The 13,764-nt window shown below is 64.6% G+C and carries 13 protein-coding genes; 4 read left to right on the forward strand and 9 right to left on the reverse strand.

Annotated features, from left to right (window positions below; all coding sequences use genetic code 11):
* Window positions 1–431: 431 nt before the first annotated feature.
* Window positions 432–1,274 carry an oxepin-CoA hydrolase, alternative type gene (locus BLJ79_RS09480; RefSeq protein WP_071214442.1) on the reverse strand — a complete coding sequence of 281 codons (843 nt, stop codon included), beginning with the start codon at window positions 1,272–1,274 and terminating at the stop codon, window positions 432–434.
* A 123-nt stretch (window positions 1,275–1,397) separates the two neighbouring features.
* On the opposite strand from BLJ79_RS09480, the gene BLJ79_RS09485 reads away from it, so the two are divergent.
* The 4 genes from BLJ79_RS09485 (at window position 1,398) to BLJ79_RS09500 (ending at window position 4,703) form a co-directional block, all read left to right on the forward strand.
* Window positions 1,398–2,147, forward strand: a complete 750-nt coding sequence (locus BLJ79_RS09485) for a histidine phosphatase family protein (protein ID WP_286135324.1) — start codon at window positions 1,398–1,400, stop codon at window positions 2,145–2,147.
* 65 nt (window positions 2,148–2,212) lie between these two features.
* Window positions 2,213–2,971: a 3-oxoacyl-ACP reductase FabG gene (gene fabG / locus BLJ79_RS09490; RefSeq protein WP_071214444.1), complete on the forward strand. Its 759-nt coding sequence runs from the start codon at window positions 2,213–2,215 to the stop codon at window positions 2,969–2,971.
* A complete protein-coding gene (locus BLJ79_RS09495) occupies window positions 2,968–3,453 on the forward strand; it encodes a MaoC family dehydratase (RefSeq protein ID WP_071214445.1) in 486 nt (161 codons plus the stop codon). Before fabG ends, BLJ79_RS09495 begins: the two co-directional genes overlap by 4 nt.
* Window positions 3,454–3,500: 47 nt before the next feature.
* Window positions 3,501–4,703, forward strand: coding sequence for an acetyl-CoA C-acyltransferase (locus tag BLJ79_RS09500; protein WP_071214446.1), 1,203 nt, complete (start codon window positions 3,501–3,503; stop codon window positions 4,701–4,703).
* A 168-nt stretch (window positions 4,704–4,871) separates the two neighbouring features.
* Here BLJ79_RS09500 and BLJ79_RS09505 read toward each other — a convergent pair whose 3' ends face one another.
* From BLJ79_RS09505 to BLJ79_RS09540, 8 genes are all read right to left on the reverse strand, one after another.
* The gene (locus tag BLJ79_RS09505) at window positions 4,872–6,089 is read right to left on the reverse strand and encodes a cytochrome P450 (protein WP_071214447.1); all 1,218 of its coding nucleotides are present in this window, start codon (window positions 6,087–6,089) and stop codon (window positions 4,872–4,874) included.
* A 13-nt stretch (window positions 6,090–6,102) separates the two neighbouring features.
* Window positions 6,103–7,119, reverse strand: a complete 1,017-nt coding sequence (locus BLJ79_RS09510; RefSeq protein ID WP_083411143.1) for a PDR/VanB family oxidoreductase — start codon at window positions 7,117–7,119, stop codon at window positions 6,103–6,105.
* 255 nt (window positions 7,120–7,374) lie between these two features.
* Window positions 7,375–8,430 carry an ABC transporter substrate-binding protein gene (locus BLJ79_RS09515; protein WP_175475431.1) on the reverse strand — a complete coding sequence of 352 codons (1,056 nt, stop codon included), beginning with the start codon at window positions 8,428–8,430 and terminating at the stop codon, window positions 7,375–7,377.
* 559 nt (window positions 8,431–8,989) lie between these two features.
* Window positions 8,990–10,231, reverse strand: a complete 1,242-nt coding sequence (locus BLJ79_RS09520; RefSeq protein WP_071214449.1) for an acyl-CoA dehydrogenase family protein — start codon at window positions 10,229–10,231, stop codon at window positions 8,990–8,992.
* Window positions 10,232–11,326, reverse strand: a complete 1,095-nt coding sequence (locus BLJ79_RS09525; RefSeq protein WP_217641864.1) for a phosphotransferase family protein — start codon at window positions 11,324–11,326, stop codon at window positions 10,232–10,234.
* Window positions 11,323–12,450: an ABC transporter substrate-binding protein gene (locus BLJ79_RS09530; RefSeq protein ID WP_071214451.1), complete on the reverse strand. Its 1,128-nt coding sequence runs from the start codon at window positions 12,448–12,450 to the stop codon at window positions 11,323–11,325. The genes BLJ79_RS09525 and BLJ79_RS09530 overlap by 4 nt, the downstream gene beginning before the upstream one ends.
* A 71-nt stretch (window positions 12,451–12,521) precedes the next feature.
* Complete coding sequence (locus tag BLJ79_RS09535; protein ID WP_217641865.1) at window positions 12,522–13,538, reverse strand: NADPH:quinone oxidoreductase family protein; 1,017 nt, start codon at window positions 13,536–13,538, stop codon at window positions 12,522–12,524.
* 2 nt (window positions 13,539–13,540) lie between these two features.
* Window positions 13,541–13,762: a biotin/lipoyl-binding carrier protein gene (locus BLJ79_RS09540; RefSeq protein WP_071214452.1), complete on the reverse strand. Its 222-nt coding sequence runs from the start codon at window positions 13,760–13,762 to the stop codon at window positions 13,541–13,543.
* Between the last annotated feature and the right edge of the window lie 2 nt (window positions 13,763–13,764).

Raw genomic sequence — 13,764 nt, forward strand, 5'->3', positions numbered from 1 at the left:
AAAAGGGATCAGTGGCAAGAAAGGAGAACCAGCGGTTGGAACGCTGGAGCCGGAATGCTTATCAAAACCCGCCGAGTCCAAGGCCCCAACTGCTGGTTGCGCCTTGTCATATCACCTAAGGAGAGTCACTTCACCTTGCAGTGTCCACCACACTAACAACGTTGACAGGCCAAGGAATGGGATATAAAAGCTCGTTCCCGCTGTTTGGCCGATCCCTTTTGGCAACTCTTGACATGATTTCGCCGGTTCGGCAGGGGAGCCAGATTGGATAGGGGAAGGCGCCAAAAACCGCTCAATATCCATGAATATTCCGCTATTTTCCCGATTCGCTGCACTGCATCGGGTTCCCGCAGAGGCTGCTGGGAAAGACGACAAAATCATCATGAACCGAACGGCGCAACGAATCACCGTGATAGTTGTGGTCCCTCGGTTTAGGCCCGGCCAATACGATTCGTCGCTTCGGATTCGGCTTGCCGCAAAACGACAAAATCGGTGGAACGGCGTGCCAGCACCGCAGCAATCCCTTCGGCAGCCTCGGCGTCACCCAGGCTGTCGGTCATCGACTGGGCCTCGCAATCCATCTGTTCCTTGAGATCCAGATGCGGTGCGCTTGCACATAACCCGAGAATTCTTCCGATAGCCCGTTCCGGGCCGAGTGCCAATTGCTGTCCCAGCTCGATGGCCGAAGCAAGTGCCTGGCCAGGTTCGCTCAACGAATTGACCACGCCCAATTCATGCAGGCGCGCTGCACCCACCCGTTCCCCGGTCAGGCAGAGTTGCGTTGCAAATTGGCGTGGCAGGGATTCGGCAAGCAATGCTGTCAGTCCTCCGTCGGGGGTCATCCCGGCCTTGACATAGGCAGCCGAAAAGAACGCATCATGGGCCGCAACCAGTAGGTCTGCGGCTAACGCCAAAGACATCCCTGCTCCCGAGGCGCCACCCTCAACCGCGGCAATGACCGGCTTGGGGCTTTTCCTGATATTCCTGATGAGGTCGTGGAGCAGCTCCAGGCGGGCGCGGCGCTCTTCCGGCGCGCGCTGTCCGACCTGGGCAAGCATCTTCAGGTTCCCGCCCGAGGAAAAGAAGTCCCCTGCCCCCGCGATCACCACGGCCCCAATGCCGCTTTGGCTGTTTGCCTCGCTGATCGCTTGGCTGGCAGCTTCAAAAAATTCCGGGCCAATCGAGTTCCGCGTGGCGGGATCGTTGATTTTCAAGACGCGCACCGCACCTTGGGTACTGGTCAATAGAACATTATCTTCTGCTTCATTGCTCACGTGCCGACTCCTTGAGGGGGCGTTTTGGCTGTGGCCTCGCGTTCCGTCCATTCGGCGTGTTGCCGTCCCGGCGGTCGCGCCCGGCCTTGTGTCAACCAATGTATCCATTGTTCCGGACACCACATGGAGATCGGGATATCACGGGTACCGCTGCACCCTTTCACCGCGATAGCCAATAAATCTGCAGAACGCACGGATTTGTCGATAGCGTCCTGTGGTGTGAGCGTTCTCTACCTGGTCCGTCACGGACAAGCATCCTTCGGCACCGACGACTACGACAGATTGTCGGATCGTGGGCACGAGCAAAGCCGCGCCTTGGGCAAGGCACTGGCGAAGTTCAACATCACCCCAAGCCGGGTGATCACTGGCGGAATGCTCAGGCAAAAGCAAACAGCCCAAGGCGCCATCAAGGCGGCCAATTGGGGCCTGGAACCGGTAATCGATGCAGGGTGGGATGAGTTCAATGCCACCGACCTGCTCAACGGGTATCCGGAGCAAGACCCCCGTGCCAAGACCGATACCCGGGTCTTCCAACGCATGCTGGAAAAAGCAACAACGGCCTGGTCCTCGGGTGAACATGATACGAAATACCTGGAAACGTTCGCCGCCTTCACCTCGCGTGTTGAACAAGCCCTGCGGGATGCTGTTGCAGGCCTGGGTTCCGGGGAAAGCGCGGTTGTGGTTTCCAGCTCCGGAGCTATTGCATGGACCGCATCCCACCTGCTCAATGGCGGTTTTGACCAATGGCTCCCCCTGAACCGGGTCACCGTGAACTCGGCAGTATCCAAGATTGTCAGCGGTTCCCAAGGCACCACGCTTGTCAGCTACAACGACCACAGCCACCTGCCCACGCCGTGGATCACCTACCGCTAATCATTGATATTTTATCCGCTTCATTTCCCCCCCCTGCTCATCACGAGCAGTAGAAAGGTCCCATCATGGCTGAAGTACTACGCACGGCAATCGTCACCGGAGCCGGACGCGGCATTGGCGCCGAAATCGCCCGCCGCCTGGCATCCGACGGATTCAACGTGGCTGCGATCGATCTAGACCAGAAGGGCCTCGATACCCTCACCGAGGAGCTGACCGCAGCCGGCCACCGGGCCATCGGCATCGTCGCCGACATCGCCGACGAGGCAGCCGTCGAGGCTACCGTGGAGCGCACCGCCACCGAGCTGGGCGCACCTACCGTGGTGGTCAACAACGCGGGCATCATCCGCGACAACCTGCTGTTCAAGATGTCGGTTTCCGACTGGGACCTGGTCATGAACGTACACCTGCGCGGGTCCTTTCTGGTCTCCCGCGCCGCCCAGAAGCACATGGTCGAGGCCAAGTGGGGCCGCATCGTGAACCTCTCCAGCACCTCGGCCCTGGGTAACCGCGGCCAGGCCAACTACTCGGCCGCCAAGGCCGGCCTGCAGGGCTTCACCAAGACCCTGGCGCTGGAGCTTGGCCCCTTCGGCGTCACCGCCAACGCCATTGCACCGGGCTTCATCGAAACCGAGATGACCGCTTCCACCGCCGAGCGATTGGGCATCACCTTCGAGGAATTCACCGCCAAGACCGCCGCCGCGATACCGGTGCGCCGCACCGGAAAGCCCGCTGACATTGCCAACGCCGTGTCCTTCTTCGCCTCCGAGAACGCCGGGTTCGTCTCCGGCCAGGTGATGTACGTGGCGGGCGGGCCGAAGGCATGAGGATCTTCAACGGGATCGACGAGTTCGAAAAACACGTCGGCGAAGAACTCGGCGTCACCGCCTGGCGCACCATCACCCAGGACGACATCGACGCCTTCGCCAAGGTGACCAACGACCACCAGTGGATCCACGTCGACACCGAGCGTGCCGCCTCCGGGCCGTTCGGCACCACCCTGGTGCACGGCTACCTGACCCTCGCACTGGTCTCCGGGTTCAAGTTCGACACCTACCGCGTCGACGGGCTGTCCATGGGCGTGAACTACGGATCGAACAAGGTCCGCTACCCGGCCCCGGTCCTGGTCGGCTCGCGCGTGCGCGGCCGGGTCAAGCTGGTGGCACTGGACCGGCAGGACGGCTGGGCCCAGTCAACGGTCCAGGTCACCGTCGAACAGGAGTACAACGGGGAGGCGAAGAAGCCCGGCTGCGTCGCCGAGGTCGTCTCCCGTCTCTACGAGGCCCCGGCCCCGGCAACGGGCAACTGACATAGCCGCACACAACACCCATCCAGTTCCGAACCAAGGAGTCCGCCATGCCCAGAGCAGCCATCGTTGCAACCGCCCGCACACCCATCGGCAAGGCCCACCGCGGGGCCTTCAACAACACCACCGCTCCCGAACTGGCGGGGCACGCGATAGCCGCGGCGCTGGCCAAGACGGGAATCGACCCGTCGCTGGTGGAAGACGTCGTGATGGGTGCCGCGGCGCAACAGGGCACCCAAAGTTTCAACGTTGCCCGCCAGGCTGCACTGCGTGCGGGCCTGCCGGTGACGGTTCCCGGGCAGACCATCGACAGGCAGTGCTCCTCCGGGCTGATGGCCGTCGCGACGGCGGCCAAGCAGATCCTCTTCGATTCCATGGATGTTGCCATCGGCGGCGGGGTCGAATCCATTTCGCTCGTGCAGAACGAACACTACAACAAGCACCGCAGCCGCGATCCCTGGCTTGAGGCCAACATCCCCGGCACCTACATGCCCATGTTGCGCACCGCCGAGCTGGTGGCCGAACGCTATGGCATCGGCCGCGAGGCACAGGACGAAATGGGCGCGCTGTCCCAGCAGCGGGCAGCCAACGCGCAGGCAAGCGGCAGGTTCGCCGACGAGATCGCGCCGATCTGGGTGACCACGTTGAAGACCGACAAGGAGAGCGGTGAAGTCACCGAGTTCGAGCAGTTGGTCTCGGCGGACGAGGGGGTGCGGGCCGGGACCACGTTCGAGTCCCTGGCGGGGCTGCGAACAGTGCTGAAGCCCGGGGACTTCACGGCGAATCCGACAGTGACCGCGGGCAACGCTTCCCAGCTCTCCGACGGGGCCTCGGCCAACGTGCTGATGAACAGCGACTACACCGCGGCTCTTGGCCTGGAACCGCTGGGCTACTACTGCGGCATCGCCGTGACCGGGTGCGAACCCGACGAGATGGGCATTGGTCCTGTCACCGCGATCCCGCGGTTGCTGAAGAACCACGGGCTCACCGTTGACGACATCGGGGTATGGGAGCTGAACGAGGCGTTCGCCTCGCAGGCCGTCTACTGCCGCGACTTCCTGGAGATCGATCCGGAGAAAATGAACGTCAACGGAGGAGCGATCGCCCTGGGCCACCCTTACGGCATGACCGGTGCGCGGGCCGTGGGCTCCGCACTGCTCGAGGCCCGGCGCCGCGGCGAGCAATTTGTCGTCATCTCCATGTGCGTGGGCGGCGGCCAGGGTGCCGCCGGCCTCTTCGAGGTCGCGCGCTAAAAACAAGTAGCACGGAGCAGATCGGTTACGCCGGCATCATGCCGGAATAACCGATCTGCTCCGTGCTGTGTTCATGTTGCAGGAGGTGAAACAGTTAATCTCCGAAAACAGGGCGCCGGCACCAAAGGTTCTTCCTCGATGCCGGCGTTGATACGCCTAGGGGTTTTCCTAGGCGAGTGTCAGGCGCAGCGGCACGGCTCCCCAGCCACGCAGCGCGTTGTTGTGGTGGTACTCGACCGGTGCAGCCAGTTCGATGCTTTCGACCAGCGGCAGCAGTTTCTCCAGGAGGCAGGCGGCCTGCAGCCGGGCGGCATGCTGGCCCACGCACTGGTGCACGCCCATGCCGAAGGCCAGGTGGCCGGAGGGGTCGCGCGACAAATCGAACTTGTCCGGGTTCTCCCAGCGGCGCGGGTCGCGGTTCGCGGCGGCGAAGTTCAGCATGACACGGGTACCGGCGGCAATGACGGTTCCACCGATTTCCACGTCGTTCGCGGCCTTGCGGAAGAGATGCTGCACCGGGGAAATCCAGCGCAGCGACTCGTCGAAGGCCACCCGGGCCAGGCCTGGGTTGGCCTTCAGCGCGGCCCACTGGTCGGGGTTGGTGGCCAGCGCGTACAGCAGGCCGGTGATGCCGTACACGGTCGTATCCACTCCGGCGGAGAGCAGCGAACGGGTCAGCAATGGCGCAAAGTCATGGGTGATGTCCCCGCGGTCGGCGGCGGCCCAGATGTCAGCCCCGAAGCCCTCGGGCTTCAGGGAGTCGCGCTGGCACTTTGCGGTTGCCCACTCGGCCAGTGCCGGGGCCTGGCATTCGCCTTGCTTGTACAGCTCGTTGTGCGGGCCGGCGGCATTGAAGATGTGGTCGGCGTAGGGCACGAGGTTCTCGCGGCCCTCGTCGGAAATGCCCGCGGCATCCGGGAAGAAGTTCACCGGCATGACGGAGCCGATGTCGCGGAAGCCGTCAATCTCGACCTGCGTACCGGAGTCTTTGCCGGCCAGCAGTGGGTTCAGCACCTGATCGGCGTGCGACAGGCAGGTGTCCCTCAGTGCACGCAGGGCGCGCGAGGACATGATCTCCTGCAACACCTCGCGCGGGGCGTCATGCTCCGGCGGATCCATCTGCAACAGGCCCCGTGCACGCCAGGGCTCGTTCAGGCCCACGCCGGAACCCGAGTTCAGCTCCTGCCAGTTCTCCAGCGAACCGGCCAGCTCCTCGTGGCGTCCGATCGCATGGACATTGTATTTCGACAGGAAAACCACCGGGCCGGCCTCGCGCAGGCGCCGCTGGAACGGCAACGGGTCTTCAAGGATCTCCGGCGAGAACGGGTCTTCGTCGAGGACCGGGATGGCACCCTGGTGGGCCGGGCATTTCGTCGTGGTCGACATGGCAGTACCTCTTCTATAGATCCAGCACGAGGCGATCGGAGATCGCGCGTGAGACGCAGACAAACATTCGGTCGTTCTTGGCACGCTCGGCATCGTTGAGCAGCGAGTCGCGGTGTTCCGGGGTGCCCTTGAGGACCCCGACCTCGCAGGTGCCGCACACGCCCTCCATGCACGAGGCCAGCACCGGAACCCCGGCGCAGGACAGGGCGGAGAGCACGGTTTCGTTGGTTCCAACGGTGACGGTCTTCTTCGACACGGCCAGCTCCAGCTCGAACGGCTCGGTGCGCACCGGTTCCTCCAGGCTTGCGGCAACGAAACGTTCAAAGCGCACCGCCCACGTGGGCCATGACGCCGCGGCTGCGGCAACCGCGTTCAACAGCGGTTCCGGACCGCAGCAGTAGACCCGCCCGTCTTCGGGCATTTCGTGGAGGAAGCCCAGGTTCAGGTGGCCGAGTTCGTCCTGCGGCCAGACGGTGACGCGGTCGCCGTACTGCGCCAACTCGTCGAGGAAGGCCATCGAGGCGCGCGTCCGGCCTCCGTAGTGCAGGTGCCAGTCGATGCCCAGCTTTTCGGCGGCCGCGATCATCGTCATGATCGGGGTGATCCCGATGCCGCCGGCAATGAACTCAAAGCGCTTTGCCTGTGACAGGGAGAAGTTGTTGCGCGGGGTGCCCACGGTGATCATGTCCCCGACCGCGAGCTCCTCGTGGATGTAGCGCGATCCGCCCCTGGAATTCGGCTCGTTCAGGACCGCCACCTCGTAGGCATGCGCGTCCCACCTGTCGCCGCACAACGAGTAGTGCCGCGACACGGTTCCCTCGTCCGAGGTCGGGAGCACCAGTTCGATGTGCGCGCCGGGCGTCCAGTCCGGCACTCGGCCCTGGTTCGGTTCCTCCAGCCGTAAGCGGACGACACCGTCTGCCAGCAGGTCCTTCCGGGCAACCCGGAGGGACTGGATTCCAGGGCGGCCAACGGCGGGCCTGGTTGCCGACGGAACGTCGACCGGGAGCGAAGTGGCATGAGTAGACATACCTCGATCATCCCCGCCGGAGAAGCTTGTTATCAATCTCACATGACATATCGACGTGATAGCCGGGAGATAGAGGGGAAACGCTTGACAGCAAATGCCCGGAATTGGTCCGGGCACGGCAATGTCCCCCGCCACCGTGGCGAGGGACATTGCCGTGCACCCCGTCCGCCCACTGCGGCCGACCGGCGCCGGCAATTGATTCCCGGTCAACCGCAGTGGGCGAATGCGTGCATCACGCATTCATGCCCGTGCCACCTACGCCCGCGCAAATTCGGGTACCAAGGTTTCGTAGGTTATATCCCCCTTTTTGATGCTTCCGAAACGCTCGGCGAGTGTGGCCATGTGTTCCACGGTTTCCTTCTTCGCCTTGAACATCGGCTGGATATTCGGGGCCATCGTGGTGGCGTAGTGCTCGATGTACGCCTCGGCTATTTCCGGCGCGTTGCCACCGAGCCCGGTGGTGTTGAGCAGCTCGGCCGCCGCCTTCTTGTTGTCAATGATCCAGTTCTTGGCATCGTCTTGGCACGCCAGCCAGTTCGTGACCAGCTCCGGCTGATTCTGGGCCATTTCCTCGCGGACGGCGATCGCAAGCACGGCCTGGTTGCGCAGCAGCTCCGGAACACTCGGTTCGGCGAAATCGATGATGATGGAACCGCCGGCTTCCTTGGCCACGTACCGGGTCGAGGTCCACTGGACGGTGACATAGGCATCGACGCGCCCCTGCTTGAGGTTCGGGATGGCGTTGGCGGTGGTGCCGACCGCCAGGGCGGTGACGTCGCCGTACTTCATGCCGGCCAGTTCGAGCGCCAGCTTCAGTTGCAGGTCACTGCCCGAACCAACGCTCGTCACGCCCACCTTCTTGCCCTTCAGCGACCGCATCTTCTCCTCAAAACCCGCATCGGAACCCGGGCCCTGGAAGTCCTTGCCTCCGACGATTCCGTAGGAGGTCTCTGCCGTTCGGAAGCCAATGAGCACGGGGCGCTTGCCCTTGGAGCTGTTCGCGTGGGTCGCCATCAACAGCATCGTGTCGGCGCCCAGCCCATCAAGAGCTCCGGCAACCATCAGCTGGAAGGACTGGACACCGCTTTGCGGAGTCAGGTGCTTGGGAACGTCCAAGCCGTGCCTGGAATAGTCCTTGTTGGCCAGATTGACTGTATCGAGGAAGAACGAGTCCCCCGGGAACGCCCCGATCCCGAATGTCGTGAGGCCGTCCGCGGCTCCTGCCCCGCCTCCGCAGGCCGTCAGCAGGGACGCCGAGCCAAGTGCTGCCGCTCCGAGTCCGGCATACTTCAACAGCGAACGCCGCGACACGCCACCTCCCAACTGCCTCAGGCTTCCGATGGACAATCCGCTGTTCCGTGACTCAAACATTCCTGCTCCTCAGTGGTTGATTCGTGCTTCGTGCCAGTGGTTGCGTTGGGTACGGCATTCGATTTCCTTGGGTCCGGCATGGTCCATGGGCATTCGCCGGGCGCCCGTTGACCGGCGAACCGCGCACCTGCTGGGGACATAGGCCGTTGGCGGGAACTTCGTGATGCACAGTCCTGGTTGACCCCCGTGGTCGAGTGTTGGTGGCCAATGCACGGCTTTGCCTTGCGCTCCGGGGCCATCCGCCAGGGCGGTTTCGATTGGCGACCCGGGACGCCTCACTGGACGTCGGATCTGGACGTCGATCCCGCGCTCCCGCACCCCCGGTGTGAGCCAAGTCTCGTTTGCGGAGCTGGCCGCAGGAAGTGCACGGCCCATGGCAGGGTGATATGCATCCGCTATCGGAACGTCGCCTGTCCCCGGACATGACAACGTCCCCCGCCACGAGGTGTGGCGGGGGACGTCGATTCAGACTGGGTCAGCGGCGCTGAGCCGAACCAACTTAGGCGTTGGCGCGGGCCTCACGGCGGGCGCGCTGGCGCTTGAGCTCGTTGCGGGCCAGTGCGTTCTTGTGCACCTCGTCCGGACCGTCGGCGAACCGCAGGCTGCGCACATAGGCGAAGGCAGGAGCCAGGAAGGTGTCCTGCGAGAGCCCGGCGGCCCCGTGGACCTGGATGGCCTTGTCAAGGATCCATTCCACGGTCGAGGGGGTGGCGATCTTGATCGCCTGGATCTCGGTGTGGGCGCCCTTGTTGCCCACGGTGTCCATGAGCCAGGCCGTCTTGAGCACCATCAGGCGCAGCTGCTCCACGCGAACCCGGGATTCGGCGATCCAGTCGCGGACCACTCCCTGGTCCGACAGCGGCTTGCCGAAGGGCACGCGCTCGTCGGCACGCTCGCACATCGAGTTGATGGCACGCTCGGCCATGCCGATGGCACGCATGCAGTGGTGGATGCGGCCCGGACCCAACCGGGCCTGGGCGATGGCGAAGCCCTCGCCTTCCCCGCCAATGATGTTCGTTGCCGGGACGCGCACATCGTTGAACTCGATCTCGCCGTGGCCGCCGTTGTAGTGGTCCTGGTACCCGAAGACCGTCATGGCCCGCTTGACGACCAGGCCGGGGGTGTCTCGCGGAACCAGGATCTGGCTCTGCTGGCGGTGGCGGTGGGCGCTTGGGTCGGTCTTGCCCATCACGATGAAGATCTCGCAGTTCGGGTTCACCGCACCGGTGATGAACCACTTGCGACCGTTGATCACGTAGTCGTCCCCGTCGCGCACGATCGAGGTCTCCACGTTGGTCGCATCCGAGGAGGCCACGGCCGGCTCGGTCATGGCGAAGGCCGACCGGATTTCGCCCGCAAGCAGCGGCTTGAGCCACTTGTCCTTCTGTTCCTCGGTGCCGAACTCGGCCAGCAACTCCATGTTCCCGGTGTCCGGGGCCGCGCAGTTCAGCGCGGCGGGAGCCAGCGTCCGGCTGCGGCCGGTGATCTCGGCCAGCGGCGCGTACTGCAGGTTGGTCAACCCGGCTCCTTCCTCGCCCGGCAGGAACAGGTTCCACAGCCCGCGGCTGCGGGCCTCGGCGCGAAGCCGCTGCAGGGTCGGGGACTGCGAGAACGCAAAGGGGTCCTCCATGGCCTCCAATTCCTGCTCGTACTCGGCTTCCGCCGGGTACACGTGGCCGTACATGAAATCGACGAGCTCCTTTTTCAGCAGCTCCGTCCGCTCATCCGTCGAGAAATCCATTTACTTGTACTCCTTCAGTGATTCAAGCCCGAGTTCCAGCAGCATCGGTACGGTGTTGCCGGCGTTTTCGAAACCTTCGCCAACCGTTTGGCGGTTGATGTATCTGTAGCGGACCCCCTCGGCGATGCCGGCCAGCTTGAAGGCGGCCAACCCGAGGTGGAACCCGAATCCGTCCAGGGAACGTCCGCTCTCCTTCGCGTACAGCGCCATGATCTCCTCCTGGGAGGGGTATCCCGGCGCCAGGGTTGCGTCGTGGGTGGCGGGATCGGTCGATTCCCAGCCGGCCACGACCTCCGCCCGGCGCTGGTAGGTGAGCATCAGCGCAAGGTCGAGCAGCGGGTCCCCGAGCGTGGCCATTTCCCAGTCGATGACGGCGGCCGGCACATCGTCGGCCCCCATCAGCACGTTGTCCAGGCGGAAGTCGCCGTGCACGATGCCGGAGGCCGACGTGGCGGGCACCGCCGCGGCCAGCTTCCGGTAAAGTTCCTCTGCCCCGGGCAGCTCCCGCGTGAAGGAGGCATCCAGCTGCTTCTTCCAGCGGCTGACCTGCCGACCCAGAAAGCCCTCGGGGCGGCCGAAGTCGCCCAGGCCAACCTCGGCGGGATCCACGGAATGCAGCTTGGCCAGGGTGGAAACCAGCTGGTCCGCGATGGCGCGGGTGCGCTTTTCGCCCAGCGGCTTCAACTCGTCCGCGTATCGGTAGGGCACGCCCTCGACGAGTTCCATGACGTAGAAGTCGGCGCCCAGCACGTCCTTGTCACCGCAGTAGGCGATCATTTTCGCCACCGGGACGTCGGTGCCTTCCAGCGCCGAGGCCATGGCGTATTCCCGGTTCATGTCATGCGCGGTGGCCATGATCTCGCCCAGGGGCGGGCGGCGCACGATCCACTGCCGGGTTCCGTCGCCCATGGCGTAGGTCAGGTTGGAACGGCCGCCCTGGATCAGGGTTGCCCTCAGGTCCCCGGCCACCAGGCCTGGCTTCTCCGTCTCCAGCCAGGCCTTCAGCCGGCCAAGATCGAGTCCGGTGGGTGAGCCGGCCGGCGCCGCTGCGCCGGATTCGTGTGCGGTTTTCATGATGTCTGTCGTTTCACTCATGCCCGTGCGAACTCCGGAACGAGCGTCTCAAAGGTGATGTCGCCCTTCTTGACGCTGCCGAAGCGCAGTGCAAGCTCGGCCATGTTCTCAACCGTTGCCTCGTCGGCCTTGAACATCGGCTTGATCTTTGGCTGGACCGCCGTGACGTAGTGGTCCACATAGGCCGCCGCGATTTCCGGGGCCTTGCCGCCCAGGCCGTTGTCATTGAGCAACTTCGCTGCCGCCGCCTTGTTCGCGAGGATCCAATTGCTGGCATCTTCCTGGGCGACCAGCCAGTTCTGGACGACTTCGGGCTGCTTTTGTGCCAATTCCTCGCGGACGCCGATCGCCACCACCGCCTGGTTGCGCAGCAATTCCGGGACATTGGCCGCGGCGAAGTCGAGCAGGATGTTTCCGCCGGCTTCCTTCGCGATCAGGCGCGTGGAGGTCCATTGGACCGAGACGTAGGCGTCGATGCGCTTGGCCTTGATGTTGGGGATCGCCTGGACGGTGGGCCCGACGGCAAGGACGGTGACGTCGCCGGCCTTCATGCCCGCCAGTTCCAGGGCCAGCCGCAGTTGCAGGTCGCCGCCGGCGCCAACGGCCGTGACGCCGATCTTCTTGCCCTTCAGGGAGCGCATCTTCTCCTCGAAGCCGGCATCGGCCGCGGGCCAGGAGACATCCGGGCTGCCAACGATTCCGTAGGTGGTCTCCATGGTCCGGAAGCCCACCAGCACCGGGCGCTTGCCCTTGGAGCTGTTCGCGTGGGTGGCCATCAGCAGCCCGGTGTCGGCGGCGTAGCCGTCAACTGCACCGGCGACCAGGAGCTGGAACGCCTGGACGCCGCTCTGCGGGGTCAGGAGCTTGGGCACTTCCAGCGAGTGCTGGGCGTAGTCCTTGTTGGCCAGGTTCACGGTGTCCAGGAAGTACGCGTCGCCGGGGAAGGACGCCACCCCGAACTTCTGGGCGGCCCCGGAGGCGCCCGCCGCGCCCCCGGCCTGCCCACCACAGGCTGCCAGCAGCGAGGCCGAACCAAGGGCGGCCGTGCCAAGGCCGAGATACTTCAACAGCGAACGGCGCGATACGCCGCCGTCCAACATCCGCCGGGCCCCGAGGGGCGATCCGCCGTTCTGTGACTCAAACATCTTCACTCCATTGTGGTTGATTCGTACCTGCCGGCCCCGGCCGTCCGTGGCCCGGTGCGACGGTGAGCTGACTAGTGTTGGTTCTCGGCGTGTTCCATGACCACGCGGCCCACGGTCTTTCCATCTGCCAGCCGCTGGAGTGCGGCGGGCACGCCGTCCAGGGTGAACCTTTCGCTGACGAAGGGGTCGATGGCCCCGGAGTCCGCCAACCTGGTCAATTCCTGGTGGCACCGGTCCACGAGTGCCGGGTTCTTGGTGTTGTAAAGGCCCCAGTGGATGCCCATGATCGAGTAGTTCTTCACCAGCGCGTGGTTCAGCTTCGCGCTCTGGATTTCTCCCCCGGCAAAGCCGACGACAATGATCCGGCCCTCGAACGCGATGCACTTGGTCGAGCGCTGGTAGGTCTCCCCGCCCACCGGGTCGTAGATGACATCGGCTCCCTGGCCGCCGGTGAACACCTTGACCTGCTCGACAAAGTCGTCCTTGCGCCGGTCGATGACCAGGTCGGCGCCGAGCTTGCGGGCGTATTCGGCCTTCGCCTCGCCACCGACCACGCCGATGACCCTCGCTCCGGCAGCCTTGCCGAGCTGGATCGCGGCGCTGCCCACGCCGCCGGCGGCGGCGTGGACCAGCAGCGTCTCCCCCGGCTGGATCCGGGCCAGGCGGTGCAGTGCGAACCAGCCGGTCTGGTAGCCGATGAACAGGCAGGAGGCCTGGGCGTCATCCAGCGAGGCCGGTGCCTGGTGCACCTTGTCCTGGTCCATCAGCGCGTATTCGGCGAACCCGCCGTACGGCAGGGTGGTCAGGCCCAGGACCCGGTCGCCGACCGCCGCCCGGGTGGTTCCCGGGCCCACGGCGATCACCTCGGCGCAGACTTCGCGTCCGGGAGTGAACGGCAGTTCCGGCTTGACCTGGTAGATGCCGCGGCACATCAGGACGTCCGGGAAGTTGGCCGCGGAAGCCAGGACGCGCACAAGCACCTGCCCCGCCCCGGGTTCGGGAACCTCGATGTCGGCCAGTTGCAGTGCATCGACGGGTTCGCCCAGCCGGGTGACCGTCCACGCCTTCAGGGTGCTGGGGATCGACATGGCTACTCCGACTCGAACTGGATCAGGGCCTGGCCGGAGGCGACCACGTCGCCCTCGGCCACGTCGACGGACAGCACCGTGCCGGCTTCCTCGGCCGTGACGGGAATTTCCATCTTCATGGCTTCGAGGATCATGAAAACATCGTCTTCCTCCACGTGGTCACCCGGTGCAACGAGGATCTTCCACACGTTTGCGCCCATGTCCGCCGCAATTGTCTCTGCCATTT

The sequence above is a fragment of the Arthrobacter sp. UCD-GKA genome, assembly GCF_001863355.1.
GTDB lineage: Bacteria > Actinomycetota > Actinomycetes > Actinomycetales > Micrococcaceae > Paeniglutamicibacter.

Bases quoted from the DNA above. Each gene is read 5' to 3' on its own strand.
- BLJ79_RS09485 (WP_286135324.1), top strand. From the start codon at position 1,398: ATGGAGATCGGGATATCACGGGTACCGCTGCACCCTTTCACCGCGATA.
- fabG (WP_071214444.1), top strand. From the start codon at position 2,213: ATGGCTGAAGTACTACGCACGGCAATCGTCACCGGAGCCGGACGCGGC.
- BLJ79_RS09495 (WP_071214445.1), top strand. From the start codon at position 2,968: ATGAGGATCTTCAACGGGATCGACGAGTTCGAAAAACACGTCGGCGAA.
- BLJ79_RS09500 (WP_071214446.1), top strand. From the start codon at position 3,501: ATGCCCAGAGCAGCCATCGTTGCAACCGCCCGCACACCCATCGGCAAG.
- BLJ79_RS09505 (WP_071214447.1), bottom strand. From the start codon at position 6,089: ATGTCGACCACGACGAAATGCCCGGCCCACCAGGGTGCCATCCCGGTC.
- BLJ79_RS09510 (WP_083411143.1), bottom strand. From the start codon at position 7,119: ATGTCTACTCATGCCACTTCGCTCCCGGTCGACGTTCCGTCGGCAACC.
- BLJ79_RS09520 (WP_071214449.1), bottom strand. From the start codon at position 10,231: ATGGATTTCTCGACGGATGAGCGGACGGAGCTGCTGAAAAAGGAGCTC.
- BLJ79_RS09525 (WP_217641864.1), bottom strand. From the start codon at position 11,326: ATGAGTGAAACGACAGACATCATGAAAACCGCACACGAATCCGGCGCA.
- BLJ79_RS09530 (WP_071214451.1), bottom strand. From the start codon at position 12,450: ATGTTTGAGTCACAGAACGGCGGATCGCCCCTCGGGGCCCGGCGGATG.
- BLJ79_RS09535 (WP_217641865.1), bottom strand. From the start codon at position 13,538: ATGTCGATCCCCAGCACCCTGAAGGCGTGGACGGTCACCCGGCTGGGC.
- BLJ79_RS09540 (WP_071214452.1), bottom strand. From the start codon at position 13,762: ATGGCAGAGACAATTGCGGCGGACATGGGCGCAAACGTGTGGAAGATC.